Genomic DNA, 21169 nt, shown 5'->3' with positions numbered 1-21169 from the left:
CCTCTCTCGAACGCGCGCAGGGCCGCGGCTACGCGCCGGGCGTCTGGGGAGACGCAGGCGAGCCGCCCTCGATGGGGATCTCCACCGCGGCCGACTTCGCGGCCGACGTCTCCACAGGAGAGGCGTCGCCCACCTCGGCCTTGGCTGCAGGGGCGCCCTCGGCCGGCGTTGCGACCGGCGCCTGCGCGCTCTGCTTCGCGGCGATCTCGGCCGCCTTGGCCGCGAACGCCGCGCGCTCCTCGGGCGTCATGGCGGCCATGCGGGCCTCGAGGGCGTCGTAGCGCAGCGTGCTGGCCACGTCCTCGGCCTTGTGCTTGAGCTCGGTGTTGATCTGCTTGCCCTGGTCCACCGTGAGCTCGCCCTTCGAGATGAGCTGGTCCACCAGGTCCTTCGATTTCTCGGCGGTGATGGCCATCGCTCCGATGCCCGCCAGGAAGATGTCCTTGAATCCGTCGCCTATGGTAGCCATGAGAAGCCTCCTTCGTCGCGGTTCAGCCCGCTGCGCCGCAGCGCTGTCGGGCTCTTTGAACCATGATGCACCAAATCCGCGAAAAGGGCAATGAGCGGCGGAGGTTTGTAGGGAAAAGAGAACGCCGGGGAAAGATGCAGCTGAAACGGCCTGCGTGCAGGACGGCTCGGTCCTTCGCGACCGGAGCGCCTTCTACGGTCGCACGCCGGGCGCCCGCAGGGCTTTTTCCGGCCGGACGCCCCGCACCGCTCTTTCCGGCAGCGAGGCCCGCATCTTTTGGCGCGGGCCTCGCTGCCGGAAGACCGTCATTCCTGCTCGTATGCCGGATGCGGAGGAACGAACGCCGCAGGCAGGGCCACCGCCCCGCGCACCGACGTGGCAGCCGCATAGGCGGGCTCGCCCAGCGACGCCGGCTCGCCGCCGAAGGCAGGCGCAGGCGCTGTCGCGGGAAGCGCATCCGCCGCAGCCCCTTCTGCTGCACCGGCTTTCTCGTCCAGACGCCCGTCCACCCAGGTCTCCGCCACCACGCACACGACGATGACGGCCGCGCCCACAAGCCCCGCCGTGGAAAGCGTCTCGTCGAGCACGCCCCACGAGAACAGCGCCGTGAAGATGGGCTCGCCCGTGAGCAGCATGGACACGGTGGCGGACGGCAGCCGCTTCAACGCCATGTTCTGGAGCGCGAACGTCAGGCACGTGCTGGCCAGCGCCAGGAACGCCACGGTTCCCCACGCGAGGGGCTGCACCGCCGCAACGTCGAGCGGCCGGTCGAACAGCAGCGCGCCGGCCAGCGAGAACACGAACGTCGCGAATATCTGGGTTGCCGACACGGTGACCACGTCCATGCGCGCAAGCCCCCGCTCGCCGAACACGAGCGCGCCGGCCAGCGACACAGCCGTGAGCAACCCGCAGAGCTCGCCCCAACCGAACGCGAACGACCCGCCGCTCGAGCACAGCAGGTACAGCCCGCCCACGACCGCCGCCTGGAACGGCAAGTGGACCAGCCGGTAGCGCCGGCGCAGCACCACGGCTGCCAAGATGGGCGTGAACACCACGGGAAGCGCCATGAGGAACCCCACGTTCGTGGCTGTGGTCAGGTCGAGCGCCACGTTGCAGGAGATGTACGACACCGCCATGCACAGCGCCGCCGGCAGCCAGTCGCCCAAGCGCGCGCCGCGCAGCCCCCGCACGATGCGCGGCCCGAACAGCACGGCGAACACCGCCGACGCCAGCCCGAAGCGGATGGCAAGCGCCCAAAGGGGCGAGATGCTCTCGTAGGCGAGCTTCGTGAAGGCGCTGCCGGAGCCGAAGATGACGGTTTGCAGCACGACGCTCGCAATGCATATCCCGCGTATGTCCATGATGCGCGCCACGTCCCGCCTCCTCTCTTGTTTCCGCCCTGTCGTTGGACAGCGCAGAGCAACGCCCTGTCGCCTGGCAGGGCCCTCGGTCTCTGTTCCGGATTGCACCTATGGTATGCTTAGTCCAATTGAAAGTAAAACGAGACTTTCTTTATACAATTGAAAGTATTTCTTGTTACTACCGATCACAGCTTTACGAAGGGGATCGAAAACCATGGCCAACCAGAAATACGAGGCGTTCCTGAAAGTTTTGGAGACCGGCAGCTTCAAGGAGGCCGCGCGAGAGCTGGGCTATACGCAGGCCGGCATGAGCTACCTGGTGAACTCGCTGGAGAAGGAGCTGGACACCACCTTGCTCGTGCGCGACTACGGGGGCGCACGGCCCACTGCCGAGGGGGCGGACCTGGCACCGCTCGTCCAGGACGTCTGCAATGCCGAGCGCCGGCTGCATGCCCGCGCGGCCGACCTGCACCATCTCGAGGGCGGCAACGTGCGCGTGGTCACGTTCACCAGCACGGCCATCCAATGGCTCCCCGGCATTGCCAAGAAGTTCGGGCTCCTGCACCCCTCCGTCGAGCTCGACCTGGCCTGCATCGACGATCAGGCCGAACTCGAGGAGGCTGTATGGAGGGGCGACTACGACGTTGGCTTCGCCGTGCTGCCCGTCAGGCTGAACCTGCGCACCGTGCCTCTCGCTCGCGACCCGCTGCTCGTAGCCGTGGCGCCCGACCACCCGCTGGCGAAAGCACCCTTCTTCCCCACCTCGGCCCTGTCCAGCGAGCCCTATATCAGGCTGGAGAGCGGAGCTTCGTCGGAGATGGACGGGGTGTTCCGCGCAAACGGCGTGGAACCGCGCGTAAGGTTCTCCATCGTGAGCGACTATGCCGCCATGTCGCTGGCAAGTGCCGGCCTGGGCTTCAGCGTCCTGTCCTCACTCATCCTCGAGAACGCCCCCTTCCCCCTGGCCGCCCTGCCGCCCGAGGTTCCCGTCGACCGCGAGATAGCCCTCTGCCTGCGCCCAGGCGAAGAGGCCAGCGCCGCAGCGAGGGCGTTCGTGGAGGTTGCGCAGGCTTGGGTTGGGGAAGAGCGCGCCAAGGGCGCGCCTCCGAGCCGCTAGGGGCGCTCCCCTCCCGCACGTTCTCCCGATTCGCCCGACCCCGCAGAATGCCGCCCATAGCGAGTCAACTTATAGCGGGCCTTAGGGAATCATGGGAGGAAAAGGCGAAAGGGGCGGCATGAGCGACTACGACATCCGGAGCAAGATAGGCCTGCGCATCAAGGAGCTGCGCGCCGAGCGCGGGGTGAGCCAGGAGGAGTTCGCCAACCTCATAGGCATGTCGCGCTCCTACTTCGGCGAGGTGGAGACCGGCAAGCGCAACGTGGCAGCGGTCAACCTGGAGAAGATAGCCAAAGGCCTCGGCGTGTCGCTGGCGGAGTTTTTCGACTCGGAGTTCTTTGGGGAGAGGTAGGTTTCAGCCGAGCCCAACAATCCAACCATCGAGCAGCCAGCCAAACATCGAGAAAACCACCCCGCAATGAAATTATCACTTTTTCGCTGACATAATGACATGGGGGGGGTAGCAACCGCTCGCCGACCTCCTAGCTGATAAGCCGCTCAGAGGGTTCTCGTATGTGCACGACACCCACTCATCACTGAAGGCAGTATCGAGCGAAAAGGGCCTTGGCGCGTCCGACACCTTTGGCGTGCTGTACGGAGCGACGGAGAAAACCGAGCAGCTAATTCACCAACTCAAATCGGCAATACCGCGTCAAGTCCAAAGAGGCACATGCAAGCACCATCGAGCAGCTTGGAAACGACTTCCTTTCCAAGCAGAAGTCGAAACATCGAGAAGATTCAGAGCACTGTGCAAACTTTAAAAAGGCGCTCAAACAGATAGGATTCGGAGACAACAGCTACCGTTTCCCCGTGGAGCGGAACCCCGACTACGCCAAGCACCACGACAACGAGATCGGGCTGTTCGCCACCGCTCTCATGGATTGATACGGCCAAACACCTTGCAACTTCCCTCTGCCATTACAGACATAACATGCGGACGTACCCGATCCGTCCCAGTAACATACTGCCGAAAACCCGAGTAAGGGCAACTGAACGAAGCTAGTGGCAAAATCCCTCCGCAGCACAGCCCCTCACTCAACATAGAATCAATACCATCTCATTCAAGTCGAATCAACCTACACCATATTCCATGTAAGAACAGTGTCCTCTGCAAGATCCATCTTCACCGTCCGCCCAATTATCACGTCAACAAAGGCGGGCGCAATACCTGTACCCGGGCGTTTGGGCATCAGGTCGTCCACACCTATAACCTCGCCTGTATACATATCGCGTGTCAGCACCAGCGAGCGCCTAGCCTCACGACGGGACTCCTCCTCGCAGGGCAACACTACCTTGTCTGCGCTCCCCAGCACACTATCGATAAGTCGGAAGTTTTCAACCGCATGCTTAAAATCGGCGATATCACCCGAATGATAGTGGTCGTTGCCAGAAAGACCTTTATCCAACGTGAAGTGCTTCTCGATCACTTGCGCTCCCAATAGATATGCCGCAGAAAGCACCTGCATGGCGGAGTCGGGTGCCACGTGGTCCGAATACCCCACCTTATGCCTCGGAAAGTCTTGGGCAAGTGTTTCGATTACACGTAAGTTCGCATTAGCTGGGTCCGTAGGATAACTCAGCACACAATGCAAGATCGTAATGTCTGTGCAACCCGAACGCTCCAAAGTCCGCACAGCCTCGTCCACTTCCGACAACCAGCTCGCCCCCACGCTTAGCACCACGGGCTTTCCTTTTGAACCAACATGCTCGAGAAAGGGAAGGTTCGACGCATCCGACGACGATATTTTATAGAAGTCGACATAACGTTCTAGATAGTCAGCACTGGCATAGTCGAACGGCGTAGCGGTAAAGTCCATCCCTTTGAAGTGTGCATATTCGCAAAGTTCTGCAAACTCGGCTTCGTTGAACGAATCATACTTCTGAAATAACTCGTACTGGGTCTTAGTAGGCTCTTTGGTGATGTCCCAATAAGCCGGCGAGTCCTTCGATACGATGGTTTCCGCCTTGTAGGACTGAAACTTTGCGCAGTCGCAACCCGCCTCCGCCGCTCCGTCGATGTAGCGCTTGGCAGCATCTACGGGAGATATCCCCTCAACCTTCGCAGTGTCATAGAAATTGACACCCATCTCGGCGATCAGATACGGGGTTGTGGCTCTCATTTCGCTCCTTCCGTCATTTGGATGCGGTTTTAAAGACTATTTATAAGGCCCATGACGCGCCTGCGGCCATTACGCAGATCGTGGGAAAGCAGCATGTCCTGGAAACGCTGGCGCGCTTCGCGCGATAACGTTAAGTACATATCAAGATTCGATTTCAGAATTTCATCGGGAGGATTTAAACCCAGATAGGTAAAACCGTTCTCGTTGCAAACAAAGCCATGCTTCTCCTCTCGTTTGTTCTGAGCCATCGCAATGGACGGGATTCCCATGAGCGCAAGTTCATAGCCGGTTCGACCACGAGAGGTAACAGCCACATCGCACGCGCTCATGAGCTCTGGCATGTTGGCCATGTCGTAGAGGACCTCAATGTTCGGCAGCGAGTTATATTCCAACAACCCATCGACATTGTGCTTCGCGCGTCCAAGCACTACGGTGAAATCCACATCCTCGTACTTGTCGTCCCCTGCGACAATGGCGAGCAGCCTGTCTGAATAGTTCTGCGGGTCGGCACCCCCAAATGACACAAACACACGCTCTACCCTCTGCTTGATCTCGATAGGATGGTAGAATAGAAAGGTTTTCGACGAGATGTAATACCTCTCACCCGCTTTAACATGAGGTAATTCATCATCATGATAGAGAGCGTTGAATACAAGGTCGGCCTTAAGAGCCCCTTCTCCATCATCCTCAAAATTTACAATCTTCGCCTCGGGAACTACGGAGCGCAATCCGATCATATAGTCAATGGAAGTGGAAAGTATATCGTTTACGAAAAGAGTGTAGTCCTTGTTGCGGCAGCGTTCGAACAGATCAGCGATACCGTCCACACCGATGAGCTCGTGGGCGGTACGACCAAACACAATCGGATCGGTCTGGTTCACATCGTAATAGATATCGGGCTTTGAATAGAACTCATCTGCCATCTCAAGAGCACGATAGATATGCCCGATGCCACGCATGTTATTGCCGTTCACATAGATGGCAACGCTTTCACGCCTCAAGTGCGCAGTCGCGCATCGCAGGTCGTCGAACGTGTCCACATCTATCCCCTCACCAGACGGCACCTCGAACACACCTACCTTTTCGCCAATACGCGTCTGCGGCGTCACAACAGAGGCACGCGAGATCACAAATGCCCCGGTTTCCGCATAGTCAGCAGGTAGCCACTGGCGATTCAGCCGCTCGGCATAGTTCGGGCTTATGCCCCCTTCAGCATTCTCTCCCCACGAAAGGCGCGGATCGTTCACAACAGAAATGAGAGTATCGAAGTCTTCGTCAATCGCACGCCGAATAGCAGAGTCCAGCGTCGCAGTCGTAAGCGTCGGTGATGTTGGCTGCATGGTGACCACCCAGTCCCATGCGCCCTCGAATGCCGCATCTGCCACCACCGCATCGAGCGCCACGTCGTCGGTGCACAGTGCAGCCTCCCTCCAATGCACCCGTGCACCCATCTGCTGAGCAATGATGCGCACTTCAGGGGAGTCCGTCGTCACAACCACATTGGTAACGAACTCGGAATCAAGTGCATTTCTAATAGCATAGTACACAAGCGGGCGCCCTCCCACCAAGCGTATGTTCTTATTGGGAATGCCCTTCGATCCCGCACGTGCAGGAATGACAGCAAGGATGCTCATTGTCGACATTTCAGAACCGTGTCCCATCTACTTGAATTCGAGATATCGCTTGCTTTCCATACAGTCGACGACGCGTTTAGCCTCCCAAAGAGAATTCATGCGCGAAGGGCTCATATTCCATATACCTTCGTAATCCCTTGCGCTAGGAAACAGCTCATAGAACCACTTGCAAGGACTCGTCATATCTTCAAGGAACGCTTTGCGTATGGCGGGGTGCCTAGAGTACCAGTCGTCTGTCATAATGCCGCTGCCGCGCATCGCGAAGGCAACTTTCTGTGCGAACAGGGACAGATTCGATTGATTCATCTTGGTAGACCCAAACGTTTCCTCGCCGATTTCTGTGTATTCCGGCATTTTCGCGGCAATAAGCTCCTTGAGAACGCGCCTCTCTTCAACGAGCGGAGCATCCCACCTCAAAGCATCGCGAATCAGAAAAGGCGTATATATTGTGTAACTCTTTTCAGTACCGAGTCCGCTCTCATAAGCTCCGTTGCGACCCGTTGGGCCAAGCGCTCGCGTCCTATAATCCAGCGTGATATCGGCCGGCCTATAACCTCGCAAAGCGCAATCTTCTACGAATGAGCGTACCTTTCGCGCTGTCCTCCCATAAGCCCCCTTTCCAACGATGGCATCCCACTGCTCGCGGTTCTTGCCGCCCTCGATATCAACCCCACTCGCGCCCAACTGACGCATCTGCTTTCGAAAGGAATTTTCCGTATAGGCATAGGCCCTTACCTCGCCAATGGCCAAATGAAGAAGATATGCGCACAAGTCATCGACGCTCATCTTGTCCGAATGGTTAAACGCTGAAACTCCCACGAGCATAGGCCCTATAGCCTGCCCCCCTCCGACAAGCACGTCGAATCTCGGGCGCCCTTCGCTTTCGTATTTATAAGCGTTCGTGTAATGTCCCCCAGTGCCAAGAGGTTGGTTTTCGAGCATTAAATCCATCTTCGAACGAATAGAGTGGGGTTGCCACTCAACGTTGCAATAGTTGGTTCTTGAAGTATTTGCGAGCTCATGTGCCCTTTTCAAACTCGATGCAAGCAGAACTCCGTGGGGCCTCGCCTTACCAACGTTGAAGCATTCCAGCTCGAGCCCAGCATCCGACAAATAATGAAGAGCAGTTCTTGAATCAAGTCCGCCGGAAAGCCCCAACCCAAAAACAGCATCAGGATGCCTCTCACCTAAGCAACAAGCCATATGTCTCATGGCTGCATCGAACTGTTCAACCGCCTCATCCACGTCCACAATATCGCCGCTTCTCCGGATATCACCATAGGAATGCACGTCGAGAGCCCATGAGCGCGCATCGAATCTCCCGATGCAGTTCGCCCCGAGCCACTTGAGGTTCTTGACAGGAGTTGAATGATCGCAAGGAAATCCCCCACCCATGACAATCGATTCAGCCAGAGAGTCCTTGTCAACACCCTCAAAACCGGGCTGTATTCGCTTCAACACACCCCATAGCGAATCAGAAAGAACAAGACGATCATTAGTATGGTAGTAAAACAGAAGCTCCCTGCCGCTGATGTCGGCAGCGAACACGCAGCTCTTTTCATCATAAGTGACCGCATAGAGCGCCGAGCAGCCTTCGTTCAGCCGATCTGGCTCCTCCTCCCATTGGCTACTAAAAAAGTCAGATTCGCTGCACTCAAACAACTCGCCAACGAAGAATGACTTCCCATTGGAAGATCTCTTCAAACTCGACGGAACAGAACGCTCAACAACATCGGATTCAAGTAAAACTTCGCCGTCGAACCGCCTTCTATAATCAATGAAAAACAAGAGAATCACCCCTTATCGTCATCAAATAATCGATCGATTCTTCTTGAACCTCACAACAAGCAGGACGCATAGGACTAAGCTCAAAGCCCAGCGCGCTGCGAGTACATCGACAAGAAAGGTGAGTGCAGCGGTTGCACACACGCAAGCTATCACATAGGGAGCAAACCATTTAAGCGTCATAGTGTATTCGTCTACCATAATCCGCGCGGATATATGATGCATGACAAAGAGCAGAACGAAGGCCGCGCAGGTCGCGACAGCCGAGCCAACCATCCCCCAAATTGGTATCAAAAAGATGTTAAGCGCAATGTTGAAAGCCGCCGCAACAAGTGTCGCAAGAGCTATGCCGACAGTATTGCGATGGTAAAGCTCGCAGTTCAGCGGCCATGTATACAAAAACTGGAAGAAATAGCCAGCTATAACCACCGGCAAGATAACAAGACCCGAGTAATAATCCTGCGTTCCGAGCAACTTCAGAATTTCCGGCGATACGCACATCAATATCACAGTGATTATCAGCACATTCAACGTATACCTACGCTCATGAGTTTTCAGTGCGTCCTCATCGCCTTGCGCCTTCAGCTCATAGTATTCAGGCTGCCAAGCTGCCCCAAGAGATTGGGTAATCACGCTGATAGGCAAGGCAATATTGTATACAAATGAATATATTCCCGCCGCATCCGAACCAACCATCGAATTGAGCATAAGACGGTCACTCTGATTGATCACAAGATAGGCTATGCCGTTGAAGATCATCGGAATGGAAAAGCTGAGGCAGAATTTCCATTGCTTGGGTGCAACGAACCTCTTTCCTTTGAAGAAAAAGAACACGCACACACCCACACCAACGGCAACGGTTGGAACAGAATAGCCCCAAACACGATCAAAGTAAGAATTGTCACATACAGAAAACAAAATGAGCAAAACAGACAAACCGATCTGCGCGAAAGCCAGGATACAAGATATGAGCAGATCGCCAGGAGCATTCTTAATCGCCGAGCAATAGCATTTACGAAGATTCGAACATGTTAAAAAAAACGCAGTGATTACAGCGAGCAACCAAACACCCTGATCAAGGTTCAGTAAAAACGCTACTGGCTCGATGAATATTATCGACAGAACAAGAACCACCAAAAAGACAACCAGGTCAAGGAACAGGATCGACGAGCAGTAGGCCTTTAAACTCTCTTTTCCGTACGTCAGCTTCGCATTTTGAATCGTTCCTTCTATCCGAAGGCCAATTATTTGCGAGACGAGCGCCACCCAGGTGATATATACACTTGCGAGACCATAGTCGGAAGTGCTCATCATCCGTACAAATATTGCGGAGGCAAGAAAATTGGAAGCGCCTAACACAAAGTTTCCAACTGTGTAAATGAATGCTCGCCCGGAAAGACTATTATTCATCTTCTGAAGCAAGCTCATCGAGCCACCTGCCCCGAAGTGGCCGTCCTTTTGCGGTTTCTCGTGATTCCAATCGCAAAGGAGCGTAAGGGAATTTCACTGCTAAGCCCGATCATCACAAACGCAAGGAGTCGAAAATCTCTGAAGAAACCAGAAAGGAAAAGGCTCCCGATAAAGAAGGCGACAAGGATCGCCTTACCTTTTTCTCCCCATTTAATCTTGCTGAGAAGATGGGCGACAATGAAGTAGTAAAAAATTGCGAAGAGCAACCCTTCTTTCAGCACAAGGTTTAAAACCTCTTCGTGCGGTTGAACCAGTCGATATCGTCCGCTTATAAGGTAGTTTGCGGTACTTGAATAATCTGTTGACGAAATACCAAGCTCGTCAAATACATCACTATCGTACCCGTAAAACAAAAAATCAGGGGTTCTTGTCATCAATTCAAAACAATATACGTTTGAATTCATGCGGATTGCGTTAGATGAGTCGTTTAAAGACTCTTTGTACGACGACGTACCGTCCTCCACGATCACATTAACCCAGAAATAGCTAAACCCAATGATGACAATCGTGGAAACAGCGAACACACAATAGAAGAACTTTGCGGTCAGTTTTTCGTCGATCTTTTGGTCGCGAAGCCATGACGCTTTACGGAGTTTTAACATCGCTAGTAGCGAAAGGGCAACAACAATCAAGCACATTAGAATGTACTGCCTACCAAAATACAGGAATGGGTAGATGCTGCCAAGAATTAGCCCTGTTTTCCAACCCTTCTTGTAAGCTAAGCAAACCAGAAGGAACATAGCAACTGCGGTGTCGTTATTGTCCGGTACGCCAAAAAAGACAGGAGAGTAAAACAGCCCCTGAAACGCACCTTCGATGCTCGAAAAGAAAGCAGGCGACACAAGATACATCACAAAAGTACCCGCGACCACCACCATGCTTGCCCAATAGAACACCTTGGTGGCAGACTCCATTTCATTAACCTTCAGAACTGCAACAAGGATATATACGTCCATAAGCAGCAAACAGAACTTAACGAGCTGTTCCTTAGAATACGGGCTAAATGCAAGTATGACCAAAATGGAAAAGCAGAGTCCGAGAACAGCGCCGTTAAGCTTCACATTGCCCACACGAGAAGTCTCTTCAGATCCATTTAAGTGCAATAGAGCCAGCATGACCATAAGCGCCGTGTAAGTCACATAAAGATATACAGTCGATATTTGAGTGAAGAAGCGGATAAACATGAACAGCAGTGTTAGGCACCAAGCCCACTCGCCCGGGACCCACTCGACAATGCGTTTCTTCCTAGTGCTCTTCGAACGCGGCATACCTAAACGCATAGTATTTCCCATATCACACCTCAAACGGCAACTGCCCAAGGCGCGGATTGCTTCGAAGAGATCGCTGCCTATCCTTCGACCTAGCGCGATACGCCTCCTCGCAGACAGCGAGGAGACCGCCCATCTCATCCCTTGACCTAACTTTCGAGAAGCCCCAATAACGCTCCAGCAACTCGCGCTGTTTACCGGTCAGCGAGTCAGTCAACACGGAAAATTCAGCAGCAACCTCGGCCTTCTCCGCTGCCTGACTTCTCGCATAGGCATTGTTGAACTCAGAATCATCGAGCGCGCTATCGGAACCGTAACGCTTCTCTTGATCGAAAATATAATGTGGCCTTTCGAGATAACCGCAGTAGCCTACTTGCGTTCCCACGCTGTTGGACATAGCGAGATCGGCAAGAAAAATGAGGCTTCGCTGTCGCGCCAGAAAAAGCGCATCTTCGCGATAGCCCGCAGTGACCACATGATAGCCAAGGCCCTCGTAATCTCCAGCAACGCCATTCAATAAATCTCGGTAGTAGAGGCAGATCAGAACACTATCAATTTCCTGCTCCCTCTTCACCCGTTCGATTTCTGAAACGAGACATGCAAGCTCGTAGGTGACCTTCACTCGATCCACCGAATGGCTAGGGAAGACAAGGAGTGTCTTCCCTAGCTCATCACGCGCTTTTTCCATTTCAATTTCGTCGAGGTAATCCGGAGCGTAAGCAATATACGGACCCACCATCGCCACCGGCACATCAGATACAGCTCGGATATGTTCCAAGCGGGCAGGACTGAAGGTGATGAGACATGGAAGCCCACTTCCCTCGAGTTCTTGCCCGTTTACGTAACTGCCGAAATGGACACCATGTTCCACGCATGCTTTGATGCAACTCTGCGCTCCAGAGAACGTGCGCAGAGCTTCCCCTATGCCATAGAAGCTATTAGCTCGATAAACTTCACGGGAGCACTCGAAACGAAAACCCATTGTAGCGCGCCAATCAAGGAGATCGGATGCAGTCCGGGCGGCAAATCCTTCCCGTGCATTCACCCGCCGTGCCGCCCACGCATAATAACATTCTGCAAGACACTTGCGCAGCGCCTCATCCCAGATAAGAGCCCTTGTTGCCTCATTCACCGCAAAACGCAACCCGCTTTTCACGTTCCTGATCACATTCACAGCTACTCAACCACCCGTAAATCTGCAGGGGCCGAAGCTCGAAGAAATCTCTTGTAGACCCAAGTGCGCAGAATATTTGGCATGAGACAAACTAGAATATGAGGGGTCGTACATGCCAAGAACTCGAGCAAGCCGTAGTCTCTACGTTTGAGGCAAGCCGACTTGAAGCGAAGCATATCGCGCATGTAAGAAAATCCACCTCTACGCGCATAGAAATCTCGACTTACGCGCACATAGACAAGCGGCTCTTGGATATTATGGAAAACACATCCTGTATTTTTTAGCCGCATATACAGGTCATAGTCCTCGAAGTATGGCATACACTGGTAACCGCCCGCCTTCTTCAAAATGCTTTTTCGATACATAAGCGAGGGGTGCCTGAAGGGGCAACGTTTTTGGCCAAATTGGACTATTTCTTCATTGGCCTCTGGCAGATCAACCAGTGAAACGATGTTGCCTATGTTATCTTCGAATTCCAGCACCGTGCTTCCAACACAACCAAGCTCCGGGTGACATTCAAACAGCGTGAGCTGTTTTTCCGCACGATCAGGAATCGACCAATCATCAACGTCCATTCGCATGATGAACTCATTGCGACATACAGGAATGCCGACACTTAAGGCATGCCAAAGACCCTTGTTCTCGGGATAGCAAAAGAATGTAAAAAGACCGGGATAATCATTGTCGTATTCACTTAGAACACCATCCAACTCTTCTGTCAAAGGGCCATCCTTGACGACGAGAATCTCATCTGGTTTGACCGTTTGAGCTAAAATGCAATCGAGACAGTTTTTAAGAAATGCGGCATTTTCTTTGTAGTAAACACTGATCAGACAAGAGTAGGGCGGAAACACTCCACCCCGACTCCGATTTTCTGCCGTCATCGCCCGCTCCTTCTCTTGCCGAACATAGCCCCGAACGTGCCGAGGAAGCAGCGGGCGTCCATCTTGAAGCCGGCGTTGCGCACGTACTCAAGCTCGATGCGCTGGCGCTCACCCGACTCGAAGGTGGCGTCGTTTCGCGTGGTGGCCTGCCAGAGGCCCGTGATGCCCATGGGGACGCTCAGGTACTCCTCCGCGTCATCGCCGAACCAGGCGAGCTCGTCTTGCGTGATCGGCCTGGGCCCGATCACCGACAGGTCGCCTTTGAGGACGTTGAGGAACTGGGGCACCTCGTCAAGCGAGGTGGCCCGGAGAACCCTCCCCACCCTTGTCACGCGGGGATCGCCCTCCACCTTGCGCTCCTTCTCCCACTGCTCCAGCTGCTCGGGCGTCAGGTGCCTCGTCACGTCATCGGCGTCGGCGACCATGGTGCGCACCTTAATCACGCGGATCAGCCTCCCGCCTTGGCCCACGCGCTCCTGCGAGTAGAGCGGAGCGCCCGGCGACTCCGCGGAGATCATCGCGCACAGCACCGCCATAGGCGCTGCGAGGAGGACGATCGCAGCCGCGCTGAACGCTATGTCGAAGGTCCTTTTGCATGCCCTGTAGAAGAGGCTCCCGTTCCTAGCCACGGGGCGTCACCGCCCGCAGCAGGGTCGGAGGGGCGCCTCTAGTAAGCGCCCCCCCGTGAGCATGATTCCGACCGTGCGGGCGATCACCTTGAGATCAGTCAATACGCCCTGCTCCTCTATGTACTTGAGGTCCAGCTCCACCATGTCGTCGAAGGTCGTGTCGCTGCGGCCGCTCACCTGCCAGTAGCCGGTGAGGCCGGGCTTGACGGAGAGGCGGCGCATGGCGCGCTCGTCGTACTGGGCGACCTCGGAGGGCAAAGGCGGGCGCGGGCCGACGCAGGAGAGCTGCCCGAGCAGGCAGTTCAGGAACTGCGGGAGCTCGTCTATGGAGTGCTTGCGGATGAACCGGCCGATGCGCGTCACGCGGGGGTCGTCCTTGATCTTGAAGAGGGGGCCATCAGCCTCGTTGAGGTCCTGCAAGTCGGCCAGACGGTCGTCGGCGTCGGCGTGCATGCTCCTGAACTTGAACATGTCGAAGGTCTCGACCTCGCCACTCTTGCCCACGCGGCCCACGCGCTTCTAGGAGTAGATGGGGCAGCCAGGACTCTCCAGGCGGATGGCCAGGCACAGCAGGAGCGATGGCACCAGCAGCACGGCTATCACACCCAGCGAGAAGACGATGTCGAACGCCCTCTTTAGGAAGCGGTATGCAAGCCGACCCTCCTCGCGAGAATAAGCAGCACGCGCGACTTCGGGATCGACAAAGGGGTTTTCGCCAACTGCGACGGCGGCAGTTCCGTCATCAAGAAGTGAGAGGAAGGGACAATACACTGCCGGCGACGACTCGGACAACTCGACATCGAAGCCATCGAAAGGGAGGGAGGCCTCAGCCGACAGGTTGGGAGAATCTTCAAACTGGTTTGTTGTTGTGTTTTCTGACAATCTCTAGTCCGACTTTGAGGTTCAGCTTGCGGCCAAACATCGTTGTTTCCACGTATGCCAGGCGCTTGTGGCGGTTGATCTTCTTGACCAGGGCGGTTTGGTGGACCAGCGGGCCTTTCGTTATGCTGATCTCGTCGCCTTCTATCACGCCCTCCGACATTTCCACCACGCGGTGGTCTTTGGTCGTAAAGGAATCGATGAAGGCTATCTCATCTGCGTTAAGGGGAATGAACGCGTTGTCGTTTCCCAGGAGCTTGGTGAACGCGGGAACCTTGCGGAGCTCGTCCGCGGCCTGGTCAACCTTATCGGTAATAAGGAACAGGTATCCGGGAAGCAGGATCTCGGAGCGGCGCTTCCACTCGCCCTTGATCTTCTTCATGATCTCGTACTGGGGGATGAAGCACTCCTGCAGCACGTCATCATCGACGAGCTGCTCCACCAGATGGAGGACACGGCGCTCCCTGCCGCCGACGACCTGCACGACATACCACATAGCCAGCCTCCTGCCGAAGGGCTTATACAAAGGTAAGGCTTCGCCATGCGCCGAAAGGCGATGCGAAACGACAACGTTATTCATCCTCCTACTCGCAACGAGACGCGCACCCAGCGACGATCCCTCGCTTGTAAGATATGCCCGGCGGTTCAACCGCCACGACCGGAACGACTCGAAAGAAGCGGAGGGGCGCGCACGATCAGCTTGCGCTCGCGCAGCCCTTTATGATTTCCGCGGATTCGCTTCGTCGTTTTGGAAAGCACGTCCCTACGAGAACGCAGACATTCCAAAACCGGCCTTTTACCAGCCGCCATGGAAATACAACTTCAAATGCATAGCAAAAGATTATGTATTCCCTGATAAAACTGGCGGTTGTCATTATAAATGATAGGTTGAGGTTTACAGTTTAGCAACGCCAAATGTGAAGATTCTTTTTCCAGGAGTCGTTTTTCTCGATCAAGCCCCCCCCCCCCGCTTTTCCTCAACCAACAATTTCAGAACGGTTGTACGAACCGGTCTTATATGGTTGTCGTATGGAGAATCTGCAAGCCGCCTCTCCCCCCTTCCCCGCCATTGACGCCGGCAAGCTGCCCGCAACCGTTGGCGAGCCTCTTTGTTGCACAACACGAAGAACGCCCCGTTAAAGAGGAATTACTACGTTTACGAGGCAAAAGATCAATTTCTCATTGACAAACGCGTCGAACGGCCGCTATCATTCAGAAGGGCAAGGCTGTAAAACTGTGTTCGCGTGAAGAGCACCCAAGGAAAGAAGGATTTAATGAAGAAGAGGATTGCAGCGATTGCTTGTGCTGCAGCTCTCATGCTTGCGCTTCCGACGCTTGCATGGGCAGCCCCGAGCCCGAGCGGCAATAATGAAACGGGTAACGTTGGCGGCATCACCGTTACCGTCAAGGCCGAGAATGGCACCGTCAGCGCGCCTGTCGCCTCTGACAAGCCGGCCAAGACGGTTCCCGAGGGCGTTACCCCGCTGATGTCGTTTGTGGTCGACGGCACGGGCACGAACGTGACGTTCTCCTTTAACGTTGGCAGCCAGTACGCCAACCACGCTTTCACGGTCTACGTTGAGTATGGCAACGGCGAAGCCGGCGAGAACATCACGGGCGTTGTTGCCTCCGACGGCACGCTGACGTTCACGGCCCCCAGCCTCTCCATCTTCTCCGTGGTGATCGGCGACGTCGTTTCCTCCTCGACGGCCAACACGGGTTCCACCTCCCCGCAGACCGGCATTGACCTCGGCACCGTTGCCGGCGCCACCGTCGTGACGGCCATCGCCGCCGGCGCTGTCTTCGTGGCCCTGCGCAAGAAGGTCACCGAGTAGCAAGCACACCGCAAGTCTTATATAGAACTTGTATCGAAGAGACCTGTTTTACAACAGGTCTCTTCTTTTATGGGCAAACGGTTTGCTACCATAGCCTCAACACTTGAGGTACGAAACACCTTTACGAAAGCGAGCGGTCCTTCCTATGCCGAAAGCGCCTTTGGAACAACGAAGCGACGACCTCCAGCCCAAGCACGCGAAGGCCGCCAGCCCCCTCGAGGCGAGGAAGAAGAAGCGCTCCATTATCATCCTCGCGGTGCTCCTCGCCTTTCTCCTGTGCGGCGTCGCCGCCGGGTGCGGCTATCTGATCTGGCAGCAAGCCGAGCTCGACCGCGTGGCCGAGGAGATGAAGAACACGCCGGAACCGGTGGTGGAGCAACCCGCACAGGATACCGCCGACAACCGGGTGGAAAACCCCATCGACTTCACGTCGCTGAAGCAGGAGAACCCCGATATCTACGCGTGGATCCACGTTCCCGGCACCGATGTGAACCTTCCTGTGCTGCAGAGCGCCACGAACGACTTCCTCTACCTCGACCATAACAAAGACGGCGACTACGCCATCGAAGGAGCCATCTACACCGAGATGGCCAACAACACCGATTTCAGCGACCCCGTGACGGTGCTCTACGGCCACAACCTGCAGAACGGCACCATGTTCTCCACCCTGCACTACTTCGAGAACGAGGACTTCTTCAACGAGCATGACACGCTGTATATCTACACGCCGGGGCATGCGCTCACCTACCGCGTTGTCTCGGCCTACCTGTACGACGACCGCCATATCCTGAACTCCTACAACCTCTCCGATCCGACGGTGCGCCAGGAATACTTCAACTTCGTCATGCATCCGGATTCTCTGCTGGTTAACACCCGAAGCGACACGGAACTGTCAATTGATGATAAAATAGTGCAGTTGAGCACCTGCATGAGCGACACCAATCACACAACCAGCCGCTACATCGTTACTGGAGTTTTAATAGATGATCAACCGACCTACTAACCGACCGACGCCGCCCTCGCGTGCGCCTCGAAGCGGATCCCCCTCCACCCAGGCTCCCCAGCAGACGGCGGGTCAGCCAACGGAAGGGCGAGCCGACTCGTCCGAGTTCTTTGCCCAGCAGACGGCCTCCCAGAACCAGGAAGTGCTGATCCGCAAGCGCAAGCGGAGCCACTCGAAACGCAAGAAGCGCATTCGCGTCGCGCTTGTCGTACTGGTCGTGGTGGCCCTGGTGGGCGGCGGCACGGCCTGGGGCATTATGAGCACCATCAAAGCCGGCGAAGGCGCCATCCACGAGGCCTCCCAAGCCGAGGACATCCAAACCGCCGAGAACGCCGTAGCCTACGACGAGGGCAAGACCGTCAAATACAACGGCCACACCTATGCCCTGAACGAGAACATGGTCTCCATCTGCATCATCGGCTTCGACCGCACGGCACCCGCCGAGGTGGGCGAGAAGGCCGGCCAAGCAGACGCCGTCATGGTGATGGCGCTCGATACGGAAACCGGCGAGGCCACCGCCATCGGCCTTCCCCGCGACAGCATGGTGGAAGTGGGCGAATTCGTGGGCAGCGCGTTCATCGGCCTTGACAAGATGCAGCTGTGCCTGGCGTACAGCTACGGCGACGGCAGGGAAACCAGCTGCCAGTACACCACCACCGTGGCCTCGCGCGTACTGTACAACATGCCCATCTCCTACTACTTCGCGCTCGACTTGAGCGGCGTCGGCCCGCTGAACGACGCCATAGGCGGCGTGGCGCTCACGCCGCTGCAGAGCATCCCCAACACGGGCATCGTGGAGGGGCAGGACACCGTGCTGTTCGGCAACAACGCGCTGCGCTATGTGCAGTGGCGCGACACGTCGGTCCTCACGTCCTCGCTCGACCGCCAGGCGCGCCAGGTGCAGTACATCAAGGCCTTCGCCGCGCAGGCGCTCGGCATGGCCCAGGGCAACGTGGGCACGCTGCTGGACCTGTTCAACACGGCCGGCGAGTACTCCATCACCAACCTGGGCGTCAGCGAGTTCGGCTACCTGGCCACATCGGTGCTCTCGAGCGGCATCACGAGCCTCAACGTGACCACGCTCCCGGGCGAGATGCAGCAGGGCGAGAAATACGCCGAGTACTACCTCGACAAGAATGCCGTCTACGAGACGGTTTTGGACGTGTACTACCGTCAGGTCGACTAGCATTCGACCTGGAAACGCGGTACCTGGGCTTATAAGGAGAGATAACCCGTGACCTTGCTAGAACTGCTCCACCTGCTTCGGAAGAAGTGGTACCTGGTCGTCGTGTTCCCGCTCGTTTTCGCGGGAGCCACCGCCATTTACTGCTGGGGATTCATGTCGAACGACTACACGTCCGACGTATCGCTCTACGTGCTCAACAAAACCGACGAGCAGAGCTCGAACATCACGAGCAGCGATACCACGGCCAGCCAGCAGCTGGCGAACGACATCGCCGTCATGGCCCAGTCGAACCGCGTGATCGACGCCACCGCCCAGTCGCTGGGCATGAGCACGCTCAAGGGTTACGACATCAAGGTGACCTCGGCCACCACGAACCGCGTGATCACGTTGAGCGTCACGGGCAAGAAGCCCGAGGCCGTGGCGCAGATTGCCAACGAGCTGGCCAAGCAGACGGCCGATACCGCCGTGGAGGTCATGGAGCTCAAGGCCGTCAACATCGTCGACGCCGCCCAGGTTCCCAACGCCCCCTCGGGCCCGAACCGCATCATGTACACCGCCGTCGCCTTCTTGGCAGGCCTGTTCTTCGCCGTGGCCCTTATCGTGCTGCTCGACCTCATCGATACCACCGTGAAGAGCCCCGAGGAAGCCGAGGAGCTTCTGGGGCTGCCCGTCCTGGGCCGCATACCCGCGCTGAAGGGTAAGGGGAACTAACATGGCCAAGAAGAGCAAGAAGATCCTCGCGCGCTTCGAGCATCCGCAGCTTTCCAACGCGTCGAAGACGCTTCTGGCGAACATCCGCTTCGCCTCGGTGGACGAGAAGGTGAAGACCATCGTGGTCACCTCCTCGGAGCAGAACGAGGGCAAGACCATCGTGTCCACGAACCTTGCGAACGCCATCGCCACGGCGAGCAAGAAGGTGCTCATCGTGGAGACCGACATGCGCCGCCGCTCCCTGGGCAAGCTGCTCGACATCCACCCGACAAGCGGCCTGTACGCCGCCCTCTCGGGCTCGGCCTCGCTCAACGACGCCATCCTGCCGACGCACATCCCGAACCTGTACTTCCTCGACGCCGAGCCGAACATCCCGAGCCCCGCGGACATCCTGAGCACGAAGCGCTTCGCGTCGCTGGTGGACAAGCTGCGCGACTCGTTCGACTACGTGATCTTCGACACGCCCCCCGTGTCGCTGTTCGTGGATGCCGCCATCTTGAGCAGCCTGGTGGACGGCACGCTGCTGGTCATCCGCCAGAACCAGACGAAGCGCTCCCTCGTGGCGAAGTGCGCCCAGCAGCTCCGTGTGGCCGATGCCCGCATCCTGGGCACCGTCATGACGTTCTGCACCGATGACGAGAGCAGCTACTACTACGCCTACTACACGCAGGACGGCAAGCGCGTGAACAAGGAGGACTTCGAGCCATCCGCCATGCCTTCCGACCTGAACAACCCCGTGTCCTGGGAGAAGGAAGGGCACACGTCCCCACGCCGTGCCTCGTCCTCCCGCCCTGCGGCGCAGCAGCCGCGCACGGGCATGCCGGACGGGCAGGCCGTCGCCCCTGGAGCGGGCAACCCTTACGCGCCCAACGCTTTCAAGGCCATGACGCCGGGCGGCAAGGCGCCGCGCCACAAGAACCGGACGCGCTCGTAGGCGAAGGTTGCCAGGAAGCGGGTTCCGCGGATGTTCGACCTCCATTGCCATATCCTGTTCGACGTCGACGACGGGTCGAGCGACTTCGCCGAGTCGCAGGCCATGCTCAACGCTGCCCGCAAGTCGGGCATCGACAACATCGTCTGCACGCCCCACTGCCGGGGCTCGCGCTTCGACTATCAGCGCATCGTCGACCACTTCGATGTGCTCAGCCGGTTCGCGCATTCGCAGGGCTTTCAGATGACGTTGGGTTTCGAGGTGTACTGGGAGAACCTGATAAGCTTCGGAATCGACAACGCGTCGCACCTCTGCTTCGAGGGCACGAACCTGCTGCTACTGGAATTCGGCGTGGCCAGCCTGCCGCCGAATTGGCAGCGCATCATCTACAACCTGCAAGGCCAGGGCATCCAGCCCATCATCGCGCATCCGGAGCGCTACCGGCCCGTGCAGAACGACATCGGCGTTGCCGAGGAGATGAAGGATCTGGGTTGCCTGCTGCAGCTGTCGGGGAACTTCGCCGCAGGCGGGTTCCGCAGCAACAGCAAGCGGGCGGCGCTCAAGCTGTTGGAGAACAACCTGGTGGATTACATCGCCTCGGACGCCCACTGCGTGGAGGACTACGCCGACTACCGCAAAGCCATCAAGATCGCCCAGAAGTACTAGCATGAAGGCGCCGCCCGAGAGGCGGCGCCTTCTTTCTCAGGCTCGGG

The 21169-nt window shown here is 56.8% G+C and carries 21 protein-coding genes; 8 read left to right on the top strand and 13 right to left on the bottom strand.

All coding sequences use genetic code 11. The annotated features are described in order from the left end of the window. Window positions 1-28: 28 nt before the first annotated feature. Together BN3560_RS09685 and BN3560_RS09680 are read right to left on the bottom strand one after the other, a co-directional pair. Window positions 29-469 (bottom strand): phasin family protein, encoded by a 441-nt coding sequence (locus tag BN3560_RS09685; protein ID WP_096227885.1) that lies wholly within the window; start codon window positions 467-469, stop codon window positions 29-31. Window positions 470-774: 305 nt separating this feature from the next. Then, complete coding sequence (locus tag BN3560_RS09680) at window positions 775-1842, bottom strand: DMT family transporter (RefSeq protein ID WP_227115617.1); 1068 nt, start codon at window positions 1840-1842, stop codon at window positions 775-777. A gap of 202 nt (window positions 1843-2044) precedes the next feature. On the opposite strand from BN3560_RS09680, the gene BN3560_RS09675 reads away from it, so the two are divergent. Together BN3560_RS09675 and BN3560_RS09670 are read left to right on the top strand one after the other, a co-directional pair. Further along, entirely contained in the window at window positions 2045-2947 is a 903-nt protein-coding gene (locus BN3560_RS09675) for a LysR family transcriptional regulator (protein WP_096227884.1), read from the top strand. Between the two features lie 118 nt (window positions 2948-3065). Beyond that, window positions 3066-3299 (top strand): helix-turn-helix domain-containing protein, encoded by a 234-nt coding sequence (locus BN3560_RS09670; protein ID WP_096227883.1) that lies wholly within the window; start codon window positions 3066-3068, stop codon window positions 3297-3299. A 724-nt stretch (window positions 3300-4023) separates the two neighbouring features. Here BN3560_RS09670 and BN3560_RS09665 read toward each other — a convergent pair. From BN3560_RS09665 to loaP, 11 genes are read right to left on the bottom strand one after another with little or no spacing between them, the layout of a single operon-like run. Further along, window positions 4024-5067: an N-acetylneuraminate synthase family protein gene (locus BN3560_RS09665; protein WP_096227882.1), complete on the bottom strand. Its 1044-nt coding sequence runs from the start codon at window positions 5065-5067 to the stop codon at window positions 4024-4026. 29 nt (window positions 5068-5096) lie between these two features. Continuing rightward, window positions 5097-6701 (bottom strand): cytidylyltransferase domain-containing protein, encoded by a 1605-nt coding sequence (locus BN3560_RS09660; protein ID WP_096228656.1) that lies wholly within the window; start codon window positions 6699-6701, stop codon window positions 5097-5099. Window positions 6702-6728: 27 nt separating this feature from the next. Further along, entirely contained in the window at window positions 6729-8489 is a 1761-nt protein-coding gene (locus tag BN3560_RS14390; RefSeq protein ID WP_123649842.1) for a hypothetical protein, read from the bottom strand. Window positions 8490-8510: 21 nt separating this feature from the next. Further along, window positions 8511-9914 carry a lipopolysaccharide biosynthesis protein gene (locus tag BN3560_RS09650; protein ID WP_096227880.1) on the bottom strand — a complete coding sequence of 468 codons (1404 nt, stop codon included), beginning with the start codon at window positions 9912-9914 and terminating at the stop codon, window positions 8511-8513. Continuing rightward, window positions 9911-11248, bottom strand: coding sequence for a hypothetical protein (locus BN3560_RS09645; RefSeq protein ID WP_123649841.1), 1338 nt, complete (start codon window positions 11246-11248; stop codon window positions 9911-9913). The genes BN3560_RS09650 and BN3560_RS09645 overlap by 4 nt, the downstream gene beginning before the upstream one ends. Before the next feature lies 1 nt (window position 11249). Further along, on the bottom strand, window positions 11250-12392 hold the full coding sequence (locus tag BN3560_RS14385; RefSeq protein WP_123649840.1) for a hypothetical protein: 1143 nt from the start codon (window positions 12390-12392) through the stop codon (window positions 11250-11252). Between the two features lie 8 nt (window positions 12393-12400). After that, complete coding sequence (locus tag BN3560_RS09635) at window positions 12401-13282, bottom strand: glycosyltransferase (RefSeq protein ID WP_096227877.1); 882 nt, start codon at window positions 13280-13282, stop codon at window positions 12401-12403. Further along, window positions 13279-13911, bottom strand: coding sequence for a sugar transferase (locus tag BN3560_RS09630; protein WP_096227876.1), 633 nt, complete (start codon window positions 13909-13911; stop codon window positions 13279-13281). Before BN3560_RS09630 ends, BN3560_RS09635 begins: the two co-directional genes overlap by 4 nt. A 6-nt stretch (window positions 13912-13917) precedes the next feature. Continuing rightward, entirely contained in the window at window positions 13918-14415 is a 498-nt protein-coding gene (locus tag BN3560_RS09625) for a sugar transferase (RefSeq protein ID WP_227154130.1), read from the bottom strand. Window positions 14416-14430: 15 nt separating this feature from the next. Beyond that, on the bottom strand, window positions 14431-14793 hold the full coding sequence (locus tag BN3560_RS14735) for a hypothetical protein (protein WP_227154129.1): 363 nt from the start codon (window positions 14791-14793) through the stop codon (window positions 14431-14433). Then, window positions 14762-15286 (bottom strand): antiterminator LoaP, encoded by a 525-nt coding sequence (gene loaP / locus BN3560_RS09620; protein WP_096227875.1) that lies wholly within the window; start codon window positions 15284-15286, stop codon window positions 14762-14764. Before loaP ends, BN3560_RS14735 begins: the two co-directional genes overlap by 32 nt. Before the next feature lie 778 nt (window positions 15287-16064). Here loaP and BN3560_RS09615 point away from each other — a divergent pair. The 6 genes from BN3560_RS09615 (at window position 16065) to BN3560_RS09590 (ending at window position 21122) form a co-directional block, all read left to right on the top strand. Next, complete coding sequence (locus tag BN3560_RS09615; RefSeq protein ID WP_123649839.1) at window positions 16065-16625, top strand: hypothetical protein; 561 nt, start codon at window positions 16065-16067, stop codon at window positions 16623-16625. A gap of 160 nt (window positions 16626-16785) precedes the next feature. Beyond that, window positions 16786-17628 (top strand): class B sortase, encoded by an 843-nt coding sequence (locus BN3560_RS09610; RefSeq protein ID WP_227115055.1) that lies wholly within the window; start codon window positions 16786-16788, stop codon window positions 17626-17628. Then, the gene (locus BN3560_RS09605) at window positions 17609-18814 is read left to right on the top strand and encodes an LCP family protein (RefSeq protein ID WP_096227873.1); all 1206 of its coding nucleotides are present in this window, start codon (window positions 17609-17611) and stop codon (window positions 18812-18814) included. The genes BN3560_RS09610 and BN3560_RS09605 overlap by 20 nt, the downstream gene beginning before the upstream one ends. Before the next feature lie 48 nt (window positions 18815-18862). Then, on the top strand, window positions 18863-19525 hold the full coding sequence (locus BN3560_RS09600; RefSeq protein WP_096227872.1) for a YveK family protein: 663 nt from the start codon (window positions 18863-18865) through the stop codon (window positions 19523-19525). Between the two features lies 1 nt (window position 19526). Continuing rightward, window positions 19527-20459: a CpsD/CapB family tyrosine-protein kinase gene (locus BN3560_RS09595; protein WP_096227871.1), complete on the top strand. Its 933-nt coding sequence runs from the start codon at window positions 19527-19529 to the stop codon at window positions 20457-20459. Window positions 20460-20489: 30 nt separating this feature from the next. Next, the gene (locus tag BN3560_RS09590; protein WP_096227870.1) at window positions 20490-21122 is read left to right on the top strand and encodes a tyrosine-protein phosphatase; all 633 of its coding nucleotides are present in this window, start codon (window positions 20490-20492) and stop codon (window positions 21120-21122) included. The last annotated feature ends 47 nt before the right edge of the window (window positions 21123-21169 follow it).

The organism is Gordonibacter urolithinfaciens (assembly GCF_900199375.1).
In the GTDB taxonomy this organism is placed as follows: domain Bacteria; phylum Actinomycetota; class Coriobacteriia; order Coriobacteriales; family Eggerthellaceae; genus Gordonibacter; species Gordonibacter urolithinfaciens.
Note: the sequence above shows the minus strand (reverse complement) of the source record. Positions and strands in the feature narration are given on the sequence as shown.

Coding starts and splice junctions, on each gene's coding strand:
- loaP (WP_096227875.1), bottom strand. CDS start 15,286: ATGTGGTATGTCGTGCAGGTCGTCGGCGGCAGGGAGCGCCGTGTCCTC.
- BN3560_RS09635 (WP_096227877.1), bottom strand. CDS start 13,282: ATGACGGCAGAAAATCGGAGTCGGGGTGGAGTGTTTCCGCCCTACTCT.
- BN3560_RS09670 (WP_096227883.1), top strand. CDS start 3,066: ATGAGCGACTACGACATCCGGAGCAAGATAGGCCTGCGCATCAAGGAG.
- BN3560_RS09615 (WP_123649839.1), top strand. CDS start 16,065: ATGAAGAAGAGGATTGCAGCGATTGCTTGTGCTGCAGCTCTCATGCTT.
- BN3560_RS09595 (WP_096227871.1), top strand. CDS start 19,527: ATGGCCAAGAAGAGCAAGAAGATCCTCGCGCGCTTCGAGCATCCGCAG.
- BN3560_RS09650 (WP_096227880.1), bottom strand. CDS start 9,914: ATGAGCTTGCTTCAGAAGATGAATAATAGTCTTTCCGGGCGAGCATTC.
- BN3560_RS09665 (WP_096227882.1), bottom strand. CDS start 5,067: ATGAGAGCCACAACCCCGTATCTGATCGCCGAGATGGGTGTCAATTTC.
- BN3560_RS09605 (WP_096227873.1), top strand. CDS start 17,609: ATGATCAACCGACCTACTAACCGACCGACGCCGCCCTCGCGTGCGCCT.
- BN3560_RS09645 (WP_123649841.1), bottom strand. CDS start 11,248: ATGGGAAATACTATGCGTTTAGGTATGCCGCGTTCGAAGAGCACTAGG.
- BN3560_RS09685 (WP_096227885.1), bottom strand. CDS start 469: ATGGCTACCATAGGCGACGGATTCAAGGACATCTTCCTGGCGGGCATC.
- BN3560_RS09590 (WP_096227870.1), top strand. CDS start 20,490: ATGTTCGACCTCCATTGCCATATCCTGTTCGACGTCGACGACGGGTCG.
- BN3560_RS09660 (WP_096228656.1), bottom strand. CDS start 6,701: ATGAGCATCCTTGCTGTCATTCCTGCACGTGCGGGATCGAAGGGCATT.
- BN3560_RS09675 (WP_096227884.1), top strand. CDS start 2,045: ATGGCCAACCAGAAATACGAGGCGTTCCTGAAAGTTTTGGAGACCGGC.